This window comes from Acinetobacter sp. 24-47-39, from assembly GCF_056783825.1.
On sequence record NZ_JBWYIP010000010.1, the window covers coordinates 120,399 to 141,291 of the forward strand.

17 protein-coding genes and 4 tRNA genes are annotated in these 20,893 nt (G+C 38.2%); 12 read left to right on the forward strand and 9 right to left on the reverse strand.

All coding sequences use genetic code 11. From position 1 onward, the window contains the following. The first annotated feature begins 73 nt into the window (after positions 1-73). From AC1M9C_RS10485 to AC1M9C_RS10505, 5 genes are all read left to right on the forward strand, one after another. A complete protein-coding gene (locus AC1M9C_RS10485; RefSeq protein WP_481953648.1) occupies positions 74-1,879 on the forward strand; it encodes an extracellular solute-binding protein in 1,806 nt (601 codons plus the stop codon). An 11-nt stretch (positions 1,880-1,890) separates the two neighbouring features. Beyond that, positions 1,891-2,961 (forward strand): microcin C ABC transporter permease YejB, encoded by a 1,071-nt coding sequence (locus AC1M9C_RS10490; protein WP_481953649.1) that lies wholly within the window; start codon positions 1,891-1,893, stop codon positions 2,959-2,961. A gap of 2 nt (positions 2,962-2,963) precedes the next feature. Continuing rightward, positions 2,964-3,974: an ABC transporter permease gene (locus AC1M9C_RS10495; RefSeq protein ID WP_481586453.1), complete on the forward strand. Its 1,011-nt coding sequence runs from the start codon at positions 2,964-2,966 to the stop codon at positions 3,972-3,974. Further along, positions 3,952-5,529: a dipeptide ABC transporter ATP-binding protein gene (locus AC1M9C_RS10500; RefSeq protein WP_481953650.1), complete on the forward strand. Its 1,578-nt coding sequence runs from the start codon at positions 3,952-3,954 to the stop codon at positions 5,527-5,529. The genes AC1M9C_RS10495 and AC1M9C_RS10500 overlap by 23 nt, the downstream gene beginning before the upstream one ends. Before the next feature lie 102 nt (positions 5,530-5,631). Then, positions 5,632-6,876 carry an NADH:flavin oxidoreductase/NADH oxidase family protein gene (locus AC1M9C_RS10505; protein ID WP_481953651.1) on the forward strand — a complete coding sequence of 415 codons (1,245 nt, stop codon included), beginning with the start codon at positions 5,632-5,634 and terminating at the stop codon, positions 6,874-6,876. Between the two features lie 59 nt (positions 6,877-6,935). Here the strand turns inward: AC1M9C_RS10505 and AC1M9C_RS10510 are convergent, their stop codons facing one another. From AC1M9C_RS10510 to AC1M9C_RS10535, 6 genes are all read right to left on the reverse strand, one after another. After that, entirely contained in the window at positions 6,936-8,339 is a 1,404-nt protein-coding gene (locus AC1M9C_RS10510; RefSeq protein WP_481586450.1) for an iron-containing redox enzyme family protein, read from the reverse strand. Between the two features lie 157 nt (positions 8,340-8,496). Beyond that, positions 8,497-8,572: transfer RNA gene (locus AC1M9C_RS10515), tRNA-Glu, on the reverse strand. A 45-nt stretch (positions 8,573-8,617) separates the two neighbouring features. Continuing rightward, a tRNA-Glu gene (locus AC1M9C_RS10520) sits at positions 8,618-8,693 on the reverse strand. 24 nt (positions 8,694-8,717) lie between these two features. Next, positions 8,718-8,793: transfer RNA gene (locus tag AC1M9C_RS10525), tRNA-Glu, on the reverse strand. 214 nt (positions 8,794-9,007) lie between these two features. Next, complete coding sequence (locus AC1M9C_RS10530) at positions 9,008-10,420, reverse strand: amino acid permease (protein WP_180027912.1); 1,413 nt, start codon at positions 10,418-10,420, stop codon at positions 9,008-9,010. 108 nt (positions 10,421-10,528) lie between these two features. Beyond that, a tRNA-Glu gene (locus AC1M9C_RS10535) sits at positions 10,529-10,604 on the reverse strand. 270 nt (positions 10,605-10,874) lie between these two features. Here AC1M9C_RS10535 and AC1M9C_RS10540 point away from each other — a divergent pair. Together AC1M9C_RS10540 and AC1M9C_RS10545 are read left to right on the forward strand one after the other, a co-directional pair. Next, complete coding sequence (locus AC1M9C_RS10540) at positions 10,875-11,342, forward strand: YaiI/YqxD family protein (RefSeq protein WP_035266848.1); 468 nt, start codon at positions 10,875-10,877, stop codon at positions 11,340-11,342. 23 nt (positions 11,343-11,365) lie between these two features. Continuing rightward, positions 11,366-12,274: a DMT family transporter gene (locus AC1M9C_RS10545; RefSeq protein WP_481597229.1), complete on the forward strand. Its 909-nt coding sequence runs from the start codon at positions 11,366-11,368 to the stop codon at positions 12,272-12,274. Between the two features lie 9 nt (positions 12,275-12,283). Here the strand turns inward: AC1M9C_RS10545 and AC1M9C_RS10550 are convergent, their stop codons facing one another. Beyond that, positions 12,284-12,859, reverse strand: coding sequence for a PilZ domain-containing protein (locus tag AC1M9C_RS10550; protein WP_092766795.1), 576 nt, complete (start codon positions 12,857-12,859; stop codon positions 12,284-12,286). Positions 12,860-12,882: 23 nt separating this feature from the next. Here AC1M9C_RS10550 and AC1M9C_RS10555 point away from each other — a divergent pair, with 23 nt between their 5' ends. The 3 genes from AC1M9C_RS10555 to AC1M9C_RS10565 all read left to right on the forward strand — a co-directional run bounded on the left by AC1M9C_RS10555 (position 12,883) and on the right by AC1M9C_RS10565 (position 17,360). Next, positions 12,883-14,118: a lipoprotein-releasing ABC transporter permease subunit gene (locus tag AC1M9C_RS10555; protein ID WP_092766794.1), complete on the forward strand. Its 1,236-nt coding sequence runs from the start codon at positions 12,883-12,885 to the stop codon at positions 14,116-14,118. Then, positions 14,111-14,788: a lipoprotein-releasing ABC transporter ATP-binding protein LolD gene (lolD, locus tag AC1M9C_RS10560; protein WP_035266856.1), complete on the forward strand. Its 678-nt coding sequence runs from the start codon at positions 14,111-14,113 to the stop codon at positions 14,786-14,788. Before AC1M9C_RS10555 ends, lolD begins: the two co-directional genes overlap by 8 nt. 82 nt (positions 14,789-14,870) lie before the next feature. Beyond that, positions 14,871-17,360 (forward strand): DNA internalization-related competence protein ComEC/Rec2, encoded by a 2,490-nt coding sequence (locus AC1M9C_RS10565; RefSeq protein ID WP_481953652.1) that lies wholly within the window; start codon positions 14,871-14,873, stop codon positions 17,358-17,360. Here the strand turns inward: AC1M9C_RS10565 and AC1M9C_RS10570 are convergent. Further along, positions 17,357-18,292, reverse strand: coding sequence for a lysophospholipid acyltransferase family protein (locus AC1M9C_RS10570; RefSeq protein WP_035266859.1), 936 nt, complete (start codon positions 18,290-18,292; stop codon positions 17,357-17,359). The genes AC1M9C_RS10565 and AC1M9C_RS10570 overlap by 4 nt on opposite strands. A gap of 131 nt (positions 18,293-18,423) precedes the next feature. Between AC1M9C_RS10570 and sppA the strand changes: the two genes are divergently transcribed. Both sppA and AC1M9C_RS10580 read left to right on the forward strand, forming a co-directional pair. Beyond that, positions 18,424-19,437: a signal peptide peptidase SppA gene (gene sppA, locus AC1M9C_RS10575; RefSeq protein WP_035266860.1), complete on the forward strand. Its 1,014-nt coding sequence runs from the start codon at positions 18,424-18,426 to the stop codon at positions 19,435-19,437. Beyond that, on the forward strand, positions 19,434-20,243 hold the full coding sequence (locus AC1M9C_RS10580; RefSeq protein ID WP_481953653.1) for an alpha/beta fold hydrolase: 810 nt from the start codon (positions 19,434-19,436) through the stop codon (positions 20,241-20,243). The genes sppA and AC1M9C_RS10580 overlap by 4 nt, the downstream gene beginning before the upstream one ends. Before the next feature lie 15 nt (positions 20,244-20,258). Here the strand turns inward: AC1M9C_RS10580 and purN are convergent, their stop codons facing one another. Next, positions 20,259-20,888: a phosphoribosylglycinamide formyltransferase gene (purN, locus tag AC1M9C_RS10585; RefSeq protein ID WP_481595881.1), complete on the reverse strand. Its 630-nt coding sequence runs from the start codon at positions 20,886-20,888 to the stop codon at positions 20,259-20,261. Positions 20,889-20,893 lie beyond the last annotated feature (5 nt).

Sequence of the window (20,893 nt, forward strand, 5' to 3'; positions counted from 1 at the left end):
AAGCAATCAGGAATTTCATTTCGAGATGTGCATTTCATCAACTTTGTCAAAAGCAAAGTTTATTCTCCTCTTCATGCCCATTCATATCAGTGCATGGGCAAATCTTCAAACGACGACTTATATTGCTTTACAGTCAAAACCTAAATATCTGAATTTAGATGCGATGCCATATGCCAACCCAGACGCACCAAAGGGTGGAAAGTTGGTGAAAGCGGCTGATGGGACATTTGATAATCTAAACGGTATGAATGGGCAAGGGAGTTGGGTTGAAGGTACAAATTACTTGTTCGATACGCTATTTTCAAAGTCATTAGATGAACCAAATGTGTTTTATCCACTTTTGGCTGAGAAAATTCAGTTTGATCCAAGCCGAACAAAATTTGTGATTTTTCATTTAAATCCACGTGCTCGATTTAGTGATGGATCGCCTGTACTGGCTGAGGATGTCAAATTCACGTTTGAAATGTATTTAACCAAAACCAATCCCGGTTTACAGATGTATTTGTCTGATTTAGATAAAATTCAGGTTCTGTCTAAACATGCCGTAAAAATGGTATTTAAATCAGAAAGTAATACTGAAATGCCAGCAATACTTTCACAGATGCCTATTTTTTCTAAAAAGGATTGGGAATCTAAAGATTTTAGTCGAGCAACACTCAAACCCATTTTAGGATCAGGGCCATATACAATTAAAAATATTGATGCTGGTCGTAGTATTACCTATCAGCGTAATCCCCATTATTGGGCTAAGGATTTGCTTGTAAATCGTGGTCGTTATAATTTTGATCAAATTAAATATGTTTATTACCGTAGTTCGGACATTGCATTTGAAGGATTTAAAGCTGGACAATATACATTTCACCAAGAGAAATTTGCTCGTAAATGGAAGACGGAATACAACTTTCCAGCATTTAACTCAGGGTTGGTTAAAAAATATAGTGTAGCTTTACAAAATCCTGCTCCGACACAAAGTATCGTTTTTAACACACGAAAAAAACCGCTAAACGATATCTATTTTAGACAAGCAATGACCTATGCTTATGACTTTGAATGGCAAAATAAAGCATTGTTTTATCAACAATATCAACGTTTACAAAGTCATTTCCAGTTTAGTGAGCTAGAGGCAAAGTCAGTCCCAAGCCCTAAAGAATTAACAATATTAAAACCTTATTTATCTCGGTTACATCCTTTACAACGAGAAGGAGTATTAAAAGCGTGGAAATATCCTATTACTGATGGTACAGGCTACAATCGTAAAGGCTTACTCACTGCTCGGAAAATTTTAATTGACCAGGGGTATTCATTTAAAAATGGTAATTTGCATGCGCGTGATGGAAAACCAATTCAATTAGAGTTGCTTCTTCATCAAGAAGGCTTACAACGGACGCTCATGCCTTATATTCGAAATTTAAAAAAATTGGGTATTCAGGTTTCGATTCGCCAAGTCGATATGCCTCAATATTTACAGCGAATGCGTCAATATGATTTTGATTTAACCACGATGGTGATGCCTCAGTCACTAAATCCTGGGAATGAGCAAGCGCAATTTTGGAGCAGTCATGCTGCAAATGAAGAGGGAAATTATAATTTTTCTGGTGTGAAAAATAGCGTTATAGATGAAATTATACAACGTATTATCCATGCACCTGATCGAGAAAAATTAATATTAAATACACGTATCTTGGATCGTTTATTACGTGCAGGATATTATCAGATACTTACTTATGGAAATGATCGTGAATGGTATGCGTATTGGAATATGTATAAACAGCCACAGATTAAACCAAAACTTGCTGTTGGTGAAGATTATTGGTGGGTAGATCAACAGCAAGCTCGCAAAGTGGCTGCTTATCTTGGTCGAAGTAAAGGCTCACGTTAAAGGTTAAATTTATGGGTCTTTATATACTTAAACGACTTTTGCTAATCATTCCCACCTTATTTTTGATATTACTCATCAATTTCGCCGTCGTTCAAATTGCTCCTGGTGGACCTGTTGAACAGGCAATACAGAGAGCTGAACAGTTTCAAGGCATTGGTGTTGTGTCTGGTTCGACATCTCATATCAATGAAGTCCAGAGTCATTATCAGGGTACACGAGGACTCAGTCCTGAAATGGTCGAGCAGATCAAAGCGCAATATGGGTTTGACCGTCCTGTGCATGAGCGCTTTTTGCAAATGCTCAAAGGATATCTTCAACTCGATTTTGGAACGAGCTTTTTTAAAAATAAATCAGTAACAACATTAATTTTGGAAAAAATGCCAGTCACGATCTCCCTTGGATTATGGAGTACCTTACTGATCTACAGTATCGCCATTCCTCTAGGGATCAGCAAAGCGAAAAGACATGGCAGTCTGTTTGATCAAACGACCTCCTTAATATTGGCGGTAGGTTATGCAGTGCCAACTTTTGTATTTGCTATTCTACTTATTATGATTTTTTCGGGGGGATCGTATTTGCAATGGTTTCCATTACAAGGATTGGTCTCTGAGAATTTCGCTGAACTCAGCTTCATTGATAAAGTAAAAGATTATTTTTGGCATCTTACATTGCCTGTGCTTACTATTATATTAGGTGGATTTGGGACCCTCACATATCTAACAAAATACTCTTTTATGGAAGAGTTGAATAAACAATATGTGACGGCAGCTCGTGCTAAAGGTCTGACCGAGCAACGCGTTTTATACAATCATGTTTTCCGTAATGCCATGTTGATCGTTATAGCAGGATTACCTGAAGCACTGATCGGAATTTTTTTTGTTGGCAATCTATTTGTAGAAATTATATTTAATCTTGATGGTTTGGGATTGCTCGGATTTGAGGCAATTCAGCAGCGTGATTATCCTGTGATTTTTGGAACATTGTTTATCTTTACGTTGGTCGGTTTAATTTTGAGATTACTCAGCGATGTTTTATATCAATTGATTGATCCCAGAATCAATTTCGATCGTCCAGGAGCATAAAAATGTATCCACTTTTCGATCAACGAATTTCAAAATTTAAGTCACATCGACTCGGATTCTTCAGCTTCATTTTATTTATCGCGATCTTTATTTTATCCTTGGGGGCAGAGTTTATTGCCAACGAAAAACCAATACTTATTTATTATAAAGAAGAAATTTATTTCCCAATTTTTAAGCCTTATCCTGAAACAACATTTGGTGGTGTCTTTGAGACTGAGGCAGATTATAAAGATCCAGCTGTTCAAGAATTGATTAATGAGCATGGATGGCAGATTTGGCCTATCATCCCATTTTCATATCAAACACCTAATTATGAATTGGCAGAAGCTGTTCCATCTCCACCGACTTCTGTGAATTGGTTAGGCACAGATGATCAAGGTCGTGATGTCTTGGCAAGATTAATATATGGTATTCGTATCTCTTTGCTGTTCGGCATTGCACTTACTATTGGATCTGCATTCATAGGAATTACCATTGGTGCTATCCAAGGCTACTTTGGCGGTTGGTTGGATCTGATCGGTCAAAGGCTGTTAGAGGTGTGGGGTGGTCTACCAATGTTATTTATTGTGATGATCTTAGTGAGCATGTTTACACCAAGCGTATATTGGCTGTTTTTAATTATGCTGATGTTTGGTTGGACTGCGTTAGTTGGTCTTGTTCGTGCAGAGTTTCTGAAAGCCAGAAATTTGGACTATGTGCGAGCTGCGAGATCACTCGGTGCTACAGATAGTCAAATTATTATCAAACATATTTTACCCAATGCTATAAGTTCGTCACTTTCACAGCTTCCTTTCATTCTTACCGCTAATATTACCGCACTTACAGCCTTGGATTTTCTGGGCTATGGTTTGCCACCTGATACAGCTTCAATTGGTGAAATTTTACTGCAGGGTAAGAATAATCTATCAGCACCGTGGCTGGTTTTATCTGGATTTTTTAGTCTAGCAGTTGTGTTATCTATTCTTATTTATATTGGGGAGGCAGCTCGAGATGCATTTGATCCAAGAGGCTAAACCAATACTTGAAGTCAACAAGCTCAATATTCAGTTGAATGAACAAAAAATCTTAACTGATTTGTCTTTTAAGCTAAATGCGGGTGAGACAGTAGCGATTGTTGGTGAAAGTGGTTCAGGAAAGTCTCTAGCTTGTCTAAGTCTTCTAGGTCTTCAAGATCGCGCTCTAGACTTAAGTGGTGAAATCATATTTCAAAATGAAGATCTGCGTCTAAAACACGAAGATCAGTTGCGCTTAATACGTGGCAATAAGATCGCGATGATATTTCAAGAGCCAATGACGGCACTAAATCCATTACATACAATTGAAAAAATTATTTCAGAACCTTTATGGCTGATGGGGCTTAAGAAAAAAACCATTCGAAAAAAAATAGAAGAAGTGCTTTGTGATGTAGGGTTGGGGAGTTCATCAGACATCCTCAAGCGATATCCAAACCAGTTGTCTGGTGGGCAGCGTCAAAGGGTAATGATTGCAACAGCTCTGATTTCCGAACCTGAAATTTTAATTGCAGACGAACCAACAACAGCCCTTGATGTATCACTACAGAAGCAAATTTTAAAATTAATTAAAGACCAAGCGCATCAAAAAAATATGGCCTTAGTTTTGGTTAGTCATGATTTAAGGTTGGTGCAACAATATGCTGATCAGGTATTGGTTTTGTCTAAAGGTGTCACAGTTGAACAGGGTGATGTCTCTCAAATATTCCTGCAGCCTCGCCATGAATATACTCGACTGCTCCTTAATCAGCAGTTTGATTCGATTTCACCTATCAGTGAACAGGCCAAAGAACTTTTAAATACTGAACATCTTCGAGTGCGGTATCCACCTAAGCTGAATTTTCTGAATGTATTTAAAACTCAATTTATAGCGGTGGAAGATTTATGTTTTCAGCTTAAACAAGGAGAGTCGCTTGGTATTGTAGGTGAAAGTGGATCTGGAAAAACCAGTGCTGCACTCGCGCTTGCACGACTCATAGAGTCAACAGGTACCATTGAGTTAAATCGTATCAAGCTCAATCAGTTGTCTGATAAGCAATTAAGAGCGCATCGAAATGATTTTCAAATCGTTTTTCAAGATCCTTTTTCGAGTCTCAACCCAAGAATGAATGTTTTGTCATTATTAACTGAAGGGTTAAGATTAAAAAAATTGAGAAAGAGTGAAAAATTAAATCTCGCGATTCAAGCCCTTGAAGAGGTTAATCTCACAAAAGAATTTCTTGATCGTTATCCTCATCAAATGTCGGGTGGACAACGACAAAGAGTATCACTGGCCAGAGCACTGATTCTGAAACCTCAATTACTCATTCTAGATGAGCCAACATCTGCATTAGATCGCAATACACAAATAAAATTGGTGAACTTACTTCAAGATATACAGCAAAGAACAGGGATCAGTTACATCTTTATTAGTCATGATCTGAAAATTGTGAAAGCGTTATGCCATCGAGTTATGGTGATGAAAGATGCAAAAGTTGTAGAGATTCAAGAGACAGAACGTTTATTCAGTGCACCGATTCATGCTTATACGCAACATCTTATACAAAGTAGTTTATAAAAGTTATTTGACAAGAAGGATTGTCAATTCTAGACTGAAATTCAGGGAAGTCACGCCTAATTGGTTTTAGGTTTAGATAAGCACAAAATTGAGAACTTCAAGATGAGTAAAATTGCTGAGCCGATTCAAATTCGCAATACAACTTTCAAAAATCGCATTATTAAAGGCGCAATGAGTGAAGCTCTAGCGAATGCTGCTGGTGAACCAAATCATTTGCACACAGGCTTGTATGAGGCTTGGGCTAAAGGTGGTTTAGGCTGTTCAATCACAGGAAATGTGATGGTTGATCTCCGTGCGAAGAATGAGCCTGGTGTCGTTGTGGTCGAAAATGAGCGAGATTTACCTAAATTAAAGGCTTGGGCTGACCTAGGTAAACGTTATGGAATGGTACAGCTTGTTCAATTGTCTCATCCGGGCAGACAGTGTCCTAAAGGCTTAAATAAAGAGACTGTTGCACCGTCTGCTGTGCCATTTAGTGCTATGTTGGCAACTACCTTTGCTACACCACGGGCTCTCGAGCATGAGGAAATCCTAGATCTAATCCAACGATTTGCAACCTCTGCAGCGATTTGCGAAAAAGCGGGCTTTGAAGGTGTTCAATTACACGGTGCTCATGGATATTTAATCAGTGAATTTCTATCGCCACTGACCAATAAGCGTAATGATCAATGGGGTGGCAGCATTGAAAATCGTATGCGTTTTTTATTAGAAATTTATAAAGCTGTTCGAGCTGCAACATCTAATAACTTTATCGTTTCAGTGAAATTGAATTCCGCAGATTTTCAACGTGGTGGAATTACTGAAGAAGAAGTGATTCAAGTATTTAAATCTATTGATAATGCAGGAATCGATTTAATTGAAATTTCAGGCGGTACGTATGAAGCGCCCGCAATGGCAGGTGCTAAAGCTGAACAGCGTAAAGCAAGTACTATTGCACGTGAGGCTTACTTTTTAGATTTCGCAGAGAAAATACGTAAAGAAGTAAAATGCAAACTGATGGTTACAGGTGGATTCAGAACCGTTAAAGGGATGAATGATGCTTTAGAAAGTGGTGCATGTGACTTTATTGGAATTGCACGCCCGCTCGCTGTAGAAACGGATTTAACTGATCGTTTGATTGCAGGCCACGATGTTAGATATGCAGTAAAACCAATTAAAACAGGGATTCCATTTATTGATAAAATGGCAATTATGGAAATTATTTGGTATGCGGCACAATTCAAAGCGATTGGTGAGGGTAATCAACCTAATCCAAAACTATCACCTTTAAAGGTTTTTCTGAATTATGCAAAAGGAAATGTGAAGGCTATCATTCAGGGTAAAGTTAATTCAAGAAAATTGGCATAGTATAAATCAATATATATAAGGAGCCTTCATGGCTCCTTGTTTTATGAGGCGACTTAGAACTAAAGCGCAAGCGTTTGAAAAGGGAAAAGTATCTTAGAAACTTCTTGGGTTGCCCATAATCCGATCGCTCGTGGATGATAGTAAGGTGATAGATATGGAATTAATAATGTGAGTTTATCGTTTATATCATCTAATGAATGACATTGATGTTTGATCTGTTCGAGTTCATGTTGATTATTGTATTTTGACAGCCAGTTTTGATCTCCTGTTACGGGCATTCTTTTTAAACGAACAGTTAATGATTCCCCTTGAATCCAGTCCTTGATCAGCATCTTCTCAGTTGCATTAAACACACCAAACATTTTGCCATCACTATCGTGAATAAGTTTCCAAAAACGACTTTCTTCGACAGGCCTGTTTTTAATAATCCATTGTTTATCAATTAAGATTTGAACAAATTCAGATATTAATTCAGGTTGAGCGAGCCACTCATTAATAGACTTGCCATTGAATTGACATTTTTGGTTATGGATATGTTGACCGACAACTGCTTTTCTTTGCAGAAGTTGATAAAGGCTTTGAGTCAGATCAATTTCTTGGATGATATTTGTTGAGCTCAAGCCAAGATCATTCATTTGGAAACCCATTTTAACCAATTCAAGATATTTTGATTTATCTTGAGCTTGATGATAATGATCAATAAATGCCTGTATTGATTTTTCAGCATGTCCATTGTGTGCATTATCAATTGTAATATGAACATTAAAATAATGAGGATCAATTCCAAGTTCTGCTAACTCATAATTGGTGATTAACAGGTGTAGTGGTAATTGTTCATAACCCAAGTTAAATCCAATTACCAGTGGAAATAAATCATGTGATATATATGCGAGAGCAAGTTGAACAGCGGCTTGTTCAAAATAAATATCATCTAAATAATTAATGTACGGTTCAAGCTCGAAATGTCGTAGTAAGCTTTGATACATGCAAACATGATTTGCTTTAGCATCTCCCAAGCCAAGTTCTTCTAAGTAGATATAGCTTAGATCTTTGTTCTCAAACAAAGAGGGGTGCGTAAGAGATGAATATAGCCATGAGCCATCTGCATATTTAACTGGAGCAACTTTATATAAAAACTCTAAAGCATGAGAGATGGTTGGAAAGTAGTCACGCCCAAGGCCTGATTTTCGTTGATCTAGATAACTTTGAAATTTAGAACAAGTTTGATCATGTTCGTGTTGTATATGTTGCCTAACTTGGTCTACCTGATCAATCCATGATAAATGAGTCGTATTGAGTTGATCGAATAGTGAAAGAACATAGGTTTCAGCATATTCTGTTTTACATTCACGATTCACTTTAGGGTCTAAAAAAAACTCAACCCAGTCTTTATTTGTTTTAGGACTAATTGTATTTAATTGTGATGGGGATGCTAGGGGATTAAGTACGGTGTTGTCCAACATCATCTTCTCCAAGCGTTATTAAGGGTTTAAACCACCATAACCTGCAAAGATGATAATGTTGTTTATTTTGTGTTCTATTTTTAGGGTGACTAAGTTATAAAAAAAAGCCCAAGTCTTAAATGCTTGGGCTTTTTTATGAGATGTATCATCTCGAATATGGCGTCCCTACGGGGATTCGAACCCCGGTTACCGCCGTGAAAGGGCGATGTCCTAGGCCTCTAGACGATAGGGACAGTGCAGAAATATATTTTAAACCATGTTATTTCAATTGAAATTAATGGCGTCCCTACGGGGATTCGAACCCCGGTTACCGCCGTGAAAGGGCGATGTCCTAGGCCTCTAGACGATAGGGACTTAATAAAATCTACTTCTGAAAATTGGCGTCCCTACGGGGATTCGAACCCCGGTTACCGCCGTGAAAGGGCGATGTCCTAGGCCTCTAGACGATAGGGACGTTTCAGAGGTGGGCGTATAATAGGGTGAAAATAGGGGGGTGTCAAACGCATTTCAGCAAAAAAATTAAAAAAATGGTGTGTTCGTATGAAAATAAAACAATATTGAATTTAAAGGCTAAATTTAGATCAAATCTCCAAGAAATATTAGAAAAGCATTTGGAAAATAGGAACTGTCTAAGCAAAAAAATAGCGACCGAAGTCGCTATTTCAAAATCAAGATTTATCGTGATAAAACAGGTAATAACTGGCATAGCATACAGCAATGAACGCTAAACACCCGAAAAAGCTAATACGCATACTTGGATCAAATACCATACTTAAGCATGTGATAAAACAGAACACAAAACCTAAGATTGGGACAATTGGAAATAATGGAGCAGCAAAGCCCAGCTCTTCTTTTTTGCGCCCTTGCTTATACCAATCGCGTCTGAAATTAAATTGGCTTAAACAAATACTCATCCACACAACGACCATTGTAAAAGCAGCAATACCTAATAAATTGGTAAAAATAGTCTCAGGTGCGAATTGTTCTGACAATAATCCTGGTAACCCACCGATCATTGTCACGATCACTGCAACATAGGGGATACCACGTGCATTCACTCTAGAAAATACTGCAGGGAGCTGCTTTTTGTAAGATAAAGACCACATCATGCGTGACGCAGCAAACAAACCAGAGTTAGCAGCTGATAATAAAGCGGTAATAATTACAAAACGGATGATATCTTCTGCATAGGGAATACCAATATGCTGGAAAACAGTCACAAATGGAGAGCTACTCACACCTTCAGCAGCTAAGCCAGCTTCTTGATGTGGAAGAAGTGACGTTACTACAATGATTGTACCTACGAAGAAAATCAACAGACGAAAAATCGCTGTATTAATCGCTTTAGGAACATTTTTAGCTGGGTCTTTAGTTTCACCAGCAGCAACCCCAATTAATTCTGTTCCAGAGAATGCGAAGTTTACGATAAGCATCGTAGCAAAAATTGGGAATAGACCTTCAGGGAACCAACCTTGTGCAGTTAAATTGCTAAATAAAGGCGCAGCTTCGTAACCTTGATAGCCAATTACACCAAAAATTGCGAGTAGGCCTAAGAGAATAAATGCAACAACAGTAATAACTTTAACTAAGGCCAGCCAAAATTCAGATTCTGCGAACCATTTTGTGGAAATCATATTTAAAACAAATACGAATACACCAAAGACTATAGTCCACATCCACATGGAACTATCTGGGAACCATTCCTGCATGAGGAGGGCGGCGGCTGTAAACTCAGTTCCTAATGTAACCGACCAAGTTAACCAATATAACCAAGTGATGGTATAGCCTGTTCCTGGTCCAATATATCTTTTGGCATAAGCACCAAACGAACCAGACTCAGGCATATGAACGGCAAGCTCACCTAAACACAGCATAACCATGTAGGCGATAATCCCGCCAAGGATATAAGAAATAATGGCACCTACAGGCCCCGTTTGTGCAATGACTTCACCCGAACCTAAGAAAAGTCCAGTACCGATTGCGCCGCCAAGCGAAATCATAACCAGATGTCGAGTACTCATAGCGCGTTGTAAAGGCGCAGAATTGCCCTGATGCGAAGCATCATTCGGAGATGAGTGCATAGGATTGAAAATTCGAAACAAATGAAGCGAGTTATTGTAGTGAAAAACTACAATTCTTCAATGAAATAATAGTAATTTTGAATATTGAGTGATCGTATGAAACGATAATGGCGTCCCTACGGGGATTCGAACCCCGGTTACCGCCGTGAAAGGGCGATGTCCTAGGCCTCTAGACGATAGGGACGTTGCGAGGTGCTTGTATATTAAGGATAGACATTTCAATTGTCAAAAGCTTCGTATCAAAAAAAGTTTTAATCGTTCATACATTAAGCAAAAACAATCAATTAGTTTTAATTTTGATTAAACTGACAACAATAAGATTTTTCATGTATTTAAATAACATGGAGAGAAGGTCCTCACTATAAAAAAACGATCAGCTTTATATTCATCATATCAAAACAGCCATCTGTAAAATTTGATAAGATGACGTGGTAAGACAACGAAGGAAAGAGGCGTGTTGCCATTTAAACTCTGGGTCGATGCTGATGCATTACCTAAAATTTTGCGTGAAGTCATTTTAAGAGCTTCTGATCGTTATCAACTTGAAGTAACTTTTGTCGCCAATCAAAATGTAGGAATAACTCCTTCTGTTCGTATTAATTCAATACAGGTGATGAGTGGAGCAGATCAAGCTGATAAAGAAATTATCGAACGTATGAAAGAACATGATATTGTCATGACGCAGGATATTCCTCTAGCAGCTCAAGTCATCGAAAAGGGTGGCGTTGCAATTCATCCACGTGGTGAAATTTGGACAGAAGCTAATATTAAGGCACGATTACATTTGCGTGATTTCATGGAAACTTTGAGAGGGGCTGGCGTTCAAACCGGTGGACCACCGCCAATTTCAGAAAGAGATAAACGTGAATTTTCAAGTGCTTTGGATCAAACGATTCAAAAACAAAAAAGAAAAACTGCCTGATTTATCTTATCAATCGAGTTCACATGCCAGAAAAATCTAAACTTATGCTCATTTATGCCTTATTGGTCATCATCTGGGCAACAACTCCACTTGCGATTGTGTGGAGTGTAGAAGATATTTATTTAATGTGGGCATTGGTGATTCGATTAGGCTTGGCACTGCCTATCGCGGCATTGCTTCTCATTGTTTTAAAGGTAAAATTTCCTTTAAATTCAATTGCATTGCATAGTTATTTTGCTGGTTCATTTAGCTTAATTGGTTCACAATTTTTTACTTATGTAGCTACTGATTATCTAAGTTCTGGCATGATTGCACTGATGTTTGGATTAGCACCAATTATGGCGGGGCTTATTGGAAAATTTATCTTTCAACAAGATTTGCATAAGCTGCAATGGTTAGGAATGATCGTCGCGATTACTGGCCTCGTAGTGATCAGTTTTACTGGATCATCACAACATATCCATCCCATTGGAATTGGTTTAATGTTGCTTAGCGTTTTTTCATACGCAATGTCAATTTTTTGGGTAAAAAAAATAAATGCTGATGTAGCACCGATGGCACAGGCGACAGGTTCAATACTGGTTTCTACCTTTGTTGCATGTTTAATTGTGCCATTTATATGGAAATATTTACCTACTGAATTACCTTCAATGAAGTCATTACTTGCCATCATATATTCTATTGTTATGGCTTCATTAGTCGCTATGTTTTGCTATTTTTACTTGGTCAAAAAAATCCAACCCACGACATTATCACTGACAAATGTAATGACTCCAGTTCTAGCGCTTGGTATAGGTGCCGCGTTTAATCATGAGAAATTAACGCTAGGTATGATAATGGGAGCAATGATCCTACTTCTGGGTTTGTTTATGTATTTTTATCGGGATATAGAAGCGAATCGGAAATTTAAACAAAAAGTATTAAAACCTTAAGTTTAATGCTCAGTGATTCTGTGAGTTTTTTAAATGCTTCAAGGCTTCTGTTAACTTTACTTTGTCTTGGGGATGTAACGTTAGAAAATATGCACCGGTTCTAAACAGCCCATTTTCTTCTTGATTGCTGTAGACAACTTGTGCAGTTGCAGCGATATGAAAATCATTTTCAGGGTGACTCAATGTGATGTGTATATAGGTTTGTTCAGGGATATGTTGCTCAGCATAAAAACTAAAACCCGTTTCAGACAAATTGACTTGAGTAGGTACTGGTAACATGGTTTGTACAATAGAGTCGTAAAGTGAGCCCGTAATGAGGTTTAATTTTTGATTAAATAAGGATAATATCCGAGCAATTTGTTGATCTTTTTGATTTAATTGTTCTAATTCGTACATAAGCGCATGATCAAATTGATCTAATTCTGCAAGTAAGAGAAAATAGCGCGGTAGTACAAAATTTGAATCATAGGGATCATTCAAAGCGACATCTTTAGTGATGATCTGATAATTTATTCTTAAGGCAGCATCAATACGTGACATGACGCGTCTTTCAATATTGCCACTTTGATGCTGAAGATTTTCCATTAAAACACCTCGGACTAGATGGTATGTTTAAACCGATCTCGCTGTATATAGGGTTGAGATACACTCGCGCACGGCGAAGTAATCACTTTATTTCTTTTATTGCTTTAGTTTCCATGATCGGTCTGACTTTGGGCGTCGCTGTTCTCATTACTGTGTTATCTGTAATGAACGGTTTCGATCGTGAATTAAAAAACCGTGTCTTGGGAATGGTACCTCAAGCGACTGTTTCCTCTACACAAATTCTAACAGACTGGCCTGAGCTTGCAAAGAAAATAGACCAACATGAACATGTGACGGGTGTTGCACCTTTTACACAGTTGCAGGGGATGTTAACAGCCCAAGGACAGGTTGCAGGGATAATGGTCACGGGTATTGAGCCTGACTATGAAAAAAATGTATCTATTATTCAAAATCATATGGTTCAAGGCGACCTCAACTCATTAAAGAAAGGTGAGTTCGGGATTGTTTTGGGCAAGCAGATGACGGATGCTTTAGGTTTAAGTCTCAATGACAATGTAACATTGGTATTACCTGAAGCGACACCATCACCCGCTGGCGTTGTTCCACGATTTAAACGTTTTAAAATTGTCGGTATTTTTAGTATTGGTGCGGAAGTGGACTCGATGATGGGTTACATCGCGCTAAACGATGCTTCGACACTGTTGAGACTGCCGGATGGTGCACAAGGTATCCGTATGAAGCTAGATGATATCTTCAAAGCACCACAAGTCGCTGAAGAAGTTGTTATGGATTTACCAGGCAATTTCTATCCATCAAATTGGACTTATACGCACGGCAATCTCTTTAGTGCCATTCAGATGGAAAAAGCAATGGTCAGCCTTTTACTTTTCCTGATTGTCTTGGTTGCAGCATTTAATATTGTATCTTCATTGGTGATGGTGGTTACTGATAAAAAATCCGACATTGCTATTTTAAGAACCTTAGGTGCTTCACCAGCAACGATCACTAAGATTTTTATGGTACAGGGTACGGTGATTGGTGTTGTAGGAACACTGGCAGGAGCAGCACTAGGTATCATCTTTGCAACGAGCATCAGTGGATTTATTGGCTGGTTGAACACTGCTTTTGGACTAAATTTGTTCGATGCATATTTCATTAACTATTTACCATCGTATCTACGTTGGCAAGATGTGGTGGTGATTGTTAGCTTATCACTAGCGCTAAGTTTCCTTGCAACAATTTATCCAGCGCTGCGTGCTGCCAAAGTTCAACCAGCAGAGGCTTTACGCTATGAGTAATATTGTCTTAGAAGCCAAAAATATTCATAAACATTTTACAGATGGTAAATCAACTGTTGAAGTGATTAAGGGATTGGATTTAGTTGTTGAGCAAGGACAATTTGTTTCAATTGTTGGATCAAGTGGTTCGGGTAAGAGTACGCTGTTACATGTATTAGGGGGGCTTGATCGTCCGTCCGAAGGTGTAGTGATGCTTAATGGTCAGCGTTTTGACACTTTAGGCGAAGCTGAACGCGGTTTCCTACGTAATGAACACCTCGGATTTGTGTATCAATTTCACCATTTACTTCCTGAGTTTACGGCTTTAGAAAATGTATCAATGCCGCTGATGTTACGTAAAGATGCAAATTTTAAAGAAGTAAAAGAACGTGCAGAATATTTGTTGAATAAAGTGGGTTTATCACATCGTTTAACGCATAAACCAGGTGAGTTATCTGGCGGTGAGCGACAACGCGTTGCGCTTGCACGGGCTTTAGTGGCTCAACCTAAATTGATGATGGCAGATGAGCCTACTGGAAATTTAGATCGTAAGACTGCCGTCACAATTTTTGAATTGCTTTCCGATCTGCGTAAAGAATTTAATATGGCAATGCTCATCGTGACCCATGATGAGCAGCTCGCACAAACTGCTGATAAGATTTTGCATATGCAAGATGGATTGTGGGTATAGCCTAAAAATCCGATTAACAGTCTTGTTAAAGCCCACTTAGGTGGGCTTTAATCTATTTAAGAAAAATAAACATAAAAGTTAGATGTTTTTAATATTTATTCTCATCTTTTGGATCATTGGTGTTGCTACGATCAGCTTTCAGGGTGAAGTTGAATATTCAACTCTCTTGCTGGGTATGGCAAGTATCATTTTGATCATGGGTTACTTTGTACAATTAATGAGGCAACCTGATCGATTCATTTATCCTCACACCTCAAGTATTGTCCAGTCATCATCAAGAATGCTTGTGCTAACGGGAATTTGTCTGATCACATTTGTTTTGGGGCATCAACATGCAAAAACAGCCTTACACGATCGTTTAGAGAAACGTGTTCAATATATTGAAGAAAAAGAAATAGTTGTCTATATCAATAAAATTAATCAGCTGAAAATGGATCAGGAAGGTCGATCAATACAGCAGCGTGCGCAAGTGATCGACAAGAAGCAAGGACAATCTCAAACGCTATTATTATATTTGCGAGAGTCAAAACTTGATACGACATTAGAACTAGGGCGCTATTATAAAGTTACGGGAAAATTAAGACCCGCACATAGTTATGCAGTAGATGGGGTATTTGATCATGAGAAATGGTTGTTGCAGCAAAATATAGCTGGAACAATGCGTGTAGATTGGATCGTACCTGTAAGTGAAGCGGTGTTATATTCTGAAGGTTATTTATCTTCAACCGATGTGCATCGGAGCCTTATCGCACGATTGAGCCTGAGCATTGAAAAAGCACGTTTAGCTTTTAGGGATGATATCGAACAGGGAGTATTCAGGAATAAGGGTTTGCTAGTCGCGTTACTCACAGGTGATAAGAGTCTACTGACGGAGCAACAAGAAGAATTATTTAAAAAACTAGGCATTACGCATTTATTGGCTATTTCAGGTCCACATGTTCTAATTTTTGCTGGTTTATTATCGTGGTTCATGGGGCATCTTGTATCAATTTTTCGTCCTCATATTTTTCTAAACGTTCCCAAAACATATTTACTTTTAATCCCTTTCGTATGTGGGGTAATTATTTATAGTTTTTTTTCAGGGCTCGAAATTCCTGCACTAAGAACTACATTGTCAGTTTGTCTAATTAGTATCGCTATTTTATTTAAATTTAAGATTAAGCCTTTTGTGCTATTACTTATCAGTGCGAGCTTAATGCTCTATTTAGACCCTTTTAGTATTTTATCTGCTGCATTTTGGCTTTCGTACGGCGCATGTTTGATTTTGATTCGTGTATACCAAACGATCGTTCATGAACAGCAAAACACTGCTTTAATCAACAAATATCATTTTCTAGATAAAGCAAAAATGTATCTTAAAATACTTTTGCAATCCCAATGGAAAATATTTATTGCACTGTTACCATTCACTTTACTGATATTTCAACAGATTTCTTTACTTGCACCATTTGCTAATTTAGTTGCTGTTCCAATGATTGGGACCTTGATCGTGCCATTAGAAGTACTGGGCTATTGTCTCAGCTTTATTCCTTTTGTTGGTCTATTTTTATTTCATCTGGCTGATATGTTGATATCGGTGCTTTTGGTGCTGCTGACTAAGTTGGGATTAATATTAGACAATCCATTGAAATGGGTGGCGCTAACGAAAGCACAAATGTTTTTGCTCGCTTTAGCAGTATTGATGTTCTTTATGCCAAAGAATGTAATCCCTCGATTATGGATACCCGTATTAGGTGTGGCATTGCTGATGCCTAAACGTGATGATGGATACGATATCATTGAAATTTTAGACATAGGGCAGGGGCAATCCATACTCTTACAGTCATCAGGGAAAAATGCTTTAGTTGATACAGGCGGGAGCTTTGATGAGAATACATTTAGTATTGGAGAAAGTGTAGTTGTCCCCTTCTTAATTCAACGTGGCATATCAAAATTAGATCAAATTTTTATGAGTCATCTTGATCAAGATCATGCTGGTGCATACCGCGCTATCGAAAAACATATACAAATTGATCAAGTTATCTCAAATGAAAAAGATGATAGGTTTCAGCAAGTGAAATTTGATTATTGTCGACAGCATCAACAGGTGCAATTGGGTAAGATAAATATACAATTTCTCTCACCAGCTGAATCACAATTAAATTTTGTCAGTCAAAATCGTAATGAGCTCTCTTGCGTAATATATCTGACATTACCCTATGCTAACGATTTTAAGCATATTCTGATTATGGGAGATGCAGGATGGGAGACAGAGTATAGTATTTTAAAGCAGTATCCTGAACTTAAAGTAGATATTTTAATCTTAGGACACCATGGCAGTCGACATAGTTCATCTTACGACTTTTTAAAAAATACCAAACCTAAAATTGCCATTGCATCGGCTGGTTTTGATAACCGCTATAATCATCCACATCCTGTTGTCAAAGAGCGTTTAAAAGCGCTTAATATTCCGCTACTCGATACCCAATCGAAGGGCAGCATTCGAATGACCTTCGATAAAAACGGAGATGTACAATTTCGATATCATCGAGATCAAAAAGCGTGGTTAACTCGGAATATCCCCATAGATTAACTTGCTTTTCTGACTTGTTCTATTTTTGCTCTGGCTTGTTCTGCAGGGATACGATAAATGTTATGTAGATCAGGATTTGCACGGAAACGTTTGTAGCTCCAATGAGCATGTTCAGGATAACGATGAATCAGGCTTTCTATTGCACGGTGAATTACTAACGTTCCATCAGCGGGAGTGCCTTCATAAATCGAAGCATCCATTGGTTCAATAAATACATCAAAATCTTCAGTTTCATTGCGAATTGCATAGACCAAAAGGCCTTTGGCTTTAGTTTTTTGGATGAGTTTGGCACTTAAATTACTGGACTCGAGTGGTATGCCGAAATAATCGATCATTTCACCACCGTGTTTAGGATTGTGATCTGGAAGAATCACAGTTGTCCCCCCTAATTTAAGGGCTTTAAAAATTTGTCTTATACCACTCTCATCTGTAGGGACTAAAGTTGCTTGTTCTCGACTACGAGCCTGGCGCACAAATTGATCTGCTTCTTCATTCTTGATGGGTTTATACATGATGGTCATCTTAGTATATTGTGCGAACCACGCATTCATGACTTCCCATGTACCAAAATGTGGTGCGAGTAAAATAATACCTTTCTTTTCAGCCATTGCTTCATGAAAATATTCAGCACCAGTGACATTGCGTATTCGTGAAATATTGGTTTCGTTTGAGCTTCCCCAAATACTAAAAAATTCCATATAAGATTGAAGTTCGTTTCTTACCGCTGCACGAGTCACTAAATGTTTTTCTTCATCAGAAAGATGCGGTAAGCAAATGTCGATATTGAGGCGGATGGTATTCGTAGTTTTTGTAATTTTTAGCGTATTAATCAGCCCTGCAAGCATTTTTGCAAAAAAACGAGAAAAACGAATCGGACGGCGACTGAAGAAATTTAACAGGCGGGTTGTGGTCGATGTTTTGGTTTCAGGCATTAGATTCAAAATTTGGTAAGTTCATAGAATATTGTGATTTGGGTTTATTATATGTTAAATCTTGACTTATAAATAGTTTGACCTCATTCCTTGTATATAATGTCAGCTTAAATTTAATTTGGATGGTATGTATGTCCGCTTGGCCGCCTGAACCACAAAATGAAAATCAAAAACCAAATAACCAACCGAACGGAAAAGAATGGCAAATTTTAGAAAAAGCTGTTCTCGCATCTGTAGAAGAACAGAGACGTGCAAGACGTTGGGGAATCTTTTTTAAATTTCTTACTTTCGCATATCTGTTGTTTATAGTTTTGGTCATGGGGAAAAGTTGTTCAACGACTTCCACTGATAGTGCGGTGTCATCACAGCATATTGCTACAGTCGATATTGTAGGAACGATTGCTGCAGACCAGCAAAGTGTGAATAGTGCAGATACGATCAAAGGTTTGAAAAAAGCATTTGAAAGCAAGCAATCGCAAGCTGTTGTTTTAAATATTAACTCTCCGGGTGGATCTCCAGTTCAGTCTGATGAAATTTGGCAAGAGATCCAATATTTAAAGTCGGTTTATAAAGATAAAAAACTTTATGCATTAATTGGTGACACAGGTGCTTCAGGTGCATATTACATTGCGTCTGCAGCGGATGAAATTATTGTTAATCCATCAAGTTTAGTCGGCTCAATTGGCGTCATTATGCCAAACTATGGAGTGAGTGGTTTGATGCAAAAACTTGGCGTTGAAGATCGCACCATGACTTCAGGTGAGAACAAAGCATTATTGTCGATGACACAACCAGTTGATCCTGCACAACGTGCACACGTACAAGGTGTATTGGATAATGTTCATCAACATTTTATTGATGCAGTCAAAAAAGGTCGTGGCAATAAATTGAAATCGCAAGACCCTGCTATATTTTCAGGTTTGTTTTGGACTGGTGAGCAGGCTGTGAAGCTCGGTATCGCAGATCGGATTGGCAGTATTCACACACTGAAACGTGAATTAAAAGTCGAAAAAACGGTAGATTATACTATTCAACGTAGCCCCTTTGATTCTGTGCTTGGACGACTTGGAAGTGAAATTGGTCAAGGTTTTGCTTCTTCAATTTCCAAGCAGATTCAATCTGAGCAGGTGAATCGAATCCAATGAAACCATTGATCCATTTTGCTCATGCCAACGGGGTTCCATCGAAAGTTTATCAAAAATTTTTTGATGCTTTGTCTGATCAATTCGATGTGATTTATACGACCAATCTTGGTGTTGATCAACGTTATCCTGTAGATCAACACTGGGAAAGTATGACACAGCAAGTGATTGATAATATTGTTCAGAAATCCCATGGTCGTAAAGTGATTGGTATCGGGCACTCCTTAGGAGGAGTTTTGACGTTCAAAGCTGCGTTGAAATGCCCAGAACTTTTTAGTCAAACTATTCTTCTCGATCCACCTCTTATTATGGGGCTAGAATCATTTGCTATGCATATTGCAAAGTCTTTAAAGTTAAAAGTAGTGGATCAAATGTCGCCAGCGGCATTGTCTAAACGTCGACGTGATCACTGGGATAGTCGTGAGCAGGCTGCAACATTACTTCGACCCAAAGCATTATATGCAGCATTTGATGAGCAATGTTTTAATAACTATATTCAATTTGCATTAGTTGAAGATCCAACGCGTGGCGGCGTTGAATTGGCGATTCCAAAATCTATTGAAGTGGATATTTTTAGAACCAATCCTTCATTATGGTGGCTGCCTCAACCTAAGCTCAAAGTTCCAACTCAATTAATTGTTGCTTCTGAAGGTCCATTCTTAGCACGTAAATTCCCTCATAAAGTGAGGAAAAAGTTTGGTGTGCCTTTTAGTATTTTTGAAGGTGGACACATGTTCCCACTTGAACATCCTGAGCAATTAGCTGAGCATTTAAAAACTATTTTGACGCCACTAAAAAACGCAGCCTAAGCTGCGTTTTTTAAATCAAATATGACAGAACTGTATTGGATCTTTCAAAATTTGATTTTTATAGTGCACGCCTTCGGATGTGACTTGAATGGTTTGATTACAAATCCATTCTACAACTTGAGGATAAATTAAATGTTCAAGTTGATGTACACGATCTGCTAAAGATGCAACATTATCATGGTGAGAAACTTTGAGTACGCCTTGAGCAAGTGCTTGACCTGCATCTAGTTCTGCAGTGACATAATGTACTGTGCAACCATGCCATAGATCACCAGTATTTAATACACGTTGATGTGTATGCATTCCTTTGTAATTTGGCAGCAGAGAGGGGTGGATATTGATCATTTTACCCTCCCATGCTTTAACGAACTTAGCACTTAAAATGCGCATAAACCCCGCTAAAACCACAAGATCAGCTTCCCAGTCGAGCAGTTGCTGGTGCATAACATCATCAAATGCTTCACGATCTGGGAAGTTTTTATGTTCAATCACTGCAGTTGCAATGTTGGCATGAGCAGCACGCTCAAGTGCGTAAGCAGCAGGTTTATTCGAGATCACACCGACAATTTGACCTGAAAGGTTTGCATCGATTAATGCTTGTAGGTTTGATCCGTTACCTGATACTAAAACAGCAATTTTAATCATGTTAT

What these genes read in the sequence shown, in the direction of transcription:
- AC1M9C_RS10485 (WP_481953648.1), top strand. Translation starts at nt 74, where the DNA reads ATGCCCATTCATATCAGTGCATGGGCAAATCTTCAAACGACGACTTAT.
- AC1M9C_RS10570 (WP_035266859.1), bottom strand. Translation starts at nt 18,292, where the DNA reads ATGCCTGAAACCAAAACATCGACCACAACCCGCCTGTTAAATTTCTTC.
- AC1M9C_RS10505 (WP_481953651.1), top strand. Translation starts at nt 5,632, where the DNA reads ATGAGTAAAATTGCTGAGCCGATTCAAATTCGCAATACAACTTTCAAA.
- purN (WP_481595881.1), bottom strand. Translation starts at nt 20,888, where the DNA reads ATGATTAAAATTGCTGTTTTAGTATCAGGTAACGGATCAAACCTACAA.
- AC1M9C_RS10490 (WP_481953649.1), top strand. Translation starts at nt 1,891, where the DNA reads ATGGGTCTTTATATACTTAAACGACTTTTGCTAATCATTCCCACCTTA.
- AC1M9C_RS10545 (WP_481597229.1), top strand. Translation starts at nt 11,366, where the DNA reads ATGCCAGAAAAATCTAAACTTATGCTCATTTATGCCTTATTGGTCATC.
- AC1M9C_RS10580 (WP_481953653.1), top strand. Translation starts at nt 19,434, where the DNA reads ATGAAACCATTGATCCATTTTGCTCATGCCAACGGGGTTCCATCGAAA.
- AC1M9C_RS10510 (WP_481586450.1), bottom strand. Translation starts at nt 8,339, where the DNA reads ATGTTGGACAACACCGTACTTAATCCCCTAGCATCCCCATCACAATTA.
- AC1M9C_RS10565 (WP_481953652.1), top strand. Translation starts at nt 14,871, where the DNA reads ATGTTTTTAATATTTATTCTCATCTTTTGGATCATTGGTGTTGCTACG.
- AC1M9C_RS10530 (WP_180027912.1), bottom strand. Translation starts at nt 10,420, where the DNA reads ATGCACTCATCTCCGAATGATGCTTCGCATCAGGGCAATTCTGCGCCT.
- sppA (WP_035266860.1), top strand. Translation starts at nt 18,424, where the DNA reads ATGTCCGCTTGGCCGCCTGAACCACAAAATGAAAATCAAAAACCAAAT.
- lolD (WP_035266856.1), top strand. Translation starts at nt 14,111, where the DNA reads ATGAGTAATATTGTCTTAGAAGCCAAAAATATTCATAAACATTTTACA.
- AC1M9C_RS10555 (WP_092766794.1), top strand. Translation starts at nt 12,883, where the DNA reads ATGTTTAAACCGATCTCGCTGTATATAGGGTTGAGATACACTCGCGCA.
- AC1M9C_RS10500 (WP_481953650.1), top strand. Translation starts at nt 3,952, where the DNA reads ATGCATTTGATCCAAGAGGCTAAACCAATACTTGAAGTCAACAAGCTC.
- AC1M9C_RS10495 (WP_481586453.1), top strand. Translation starts at nt 2,964, where the DNA reads ATGTATCCACTTTTCGATCAACGAATTTCAAAATTTAAGTCACATCGA.
- AC1M9C_RS10550 (WP_092766795.1), bottom strand. Translation starts at nt 12,859, where the DNA reads ATGGAAAATCTTCAGCATCAAAGTGGCAATATTGAAAGACGCGTCATG.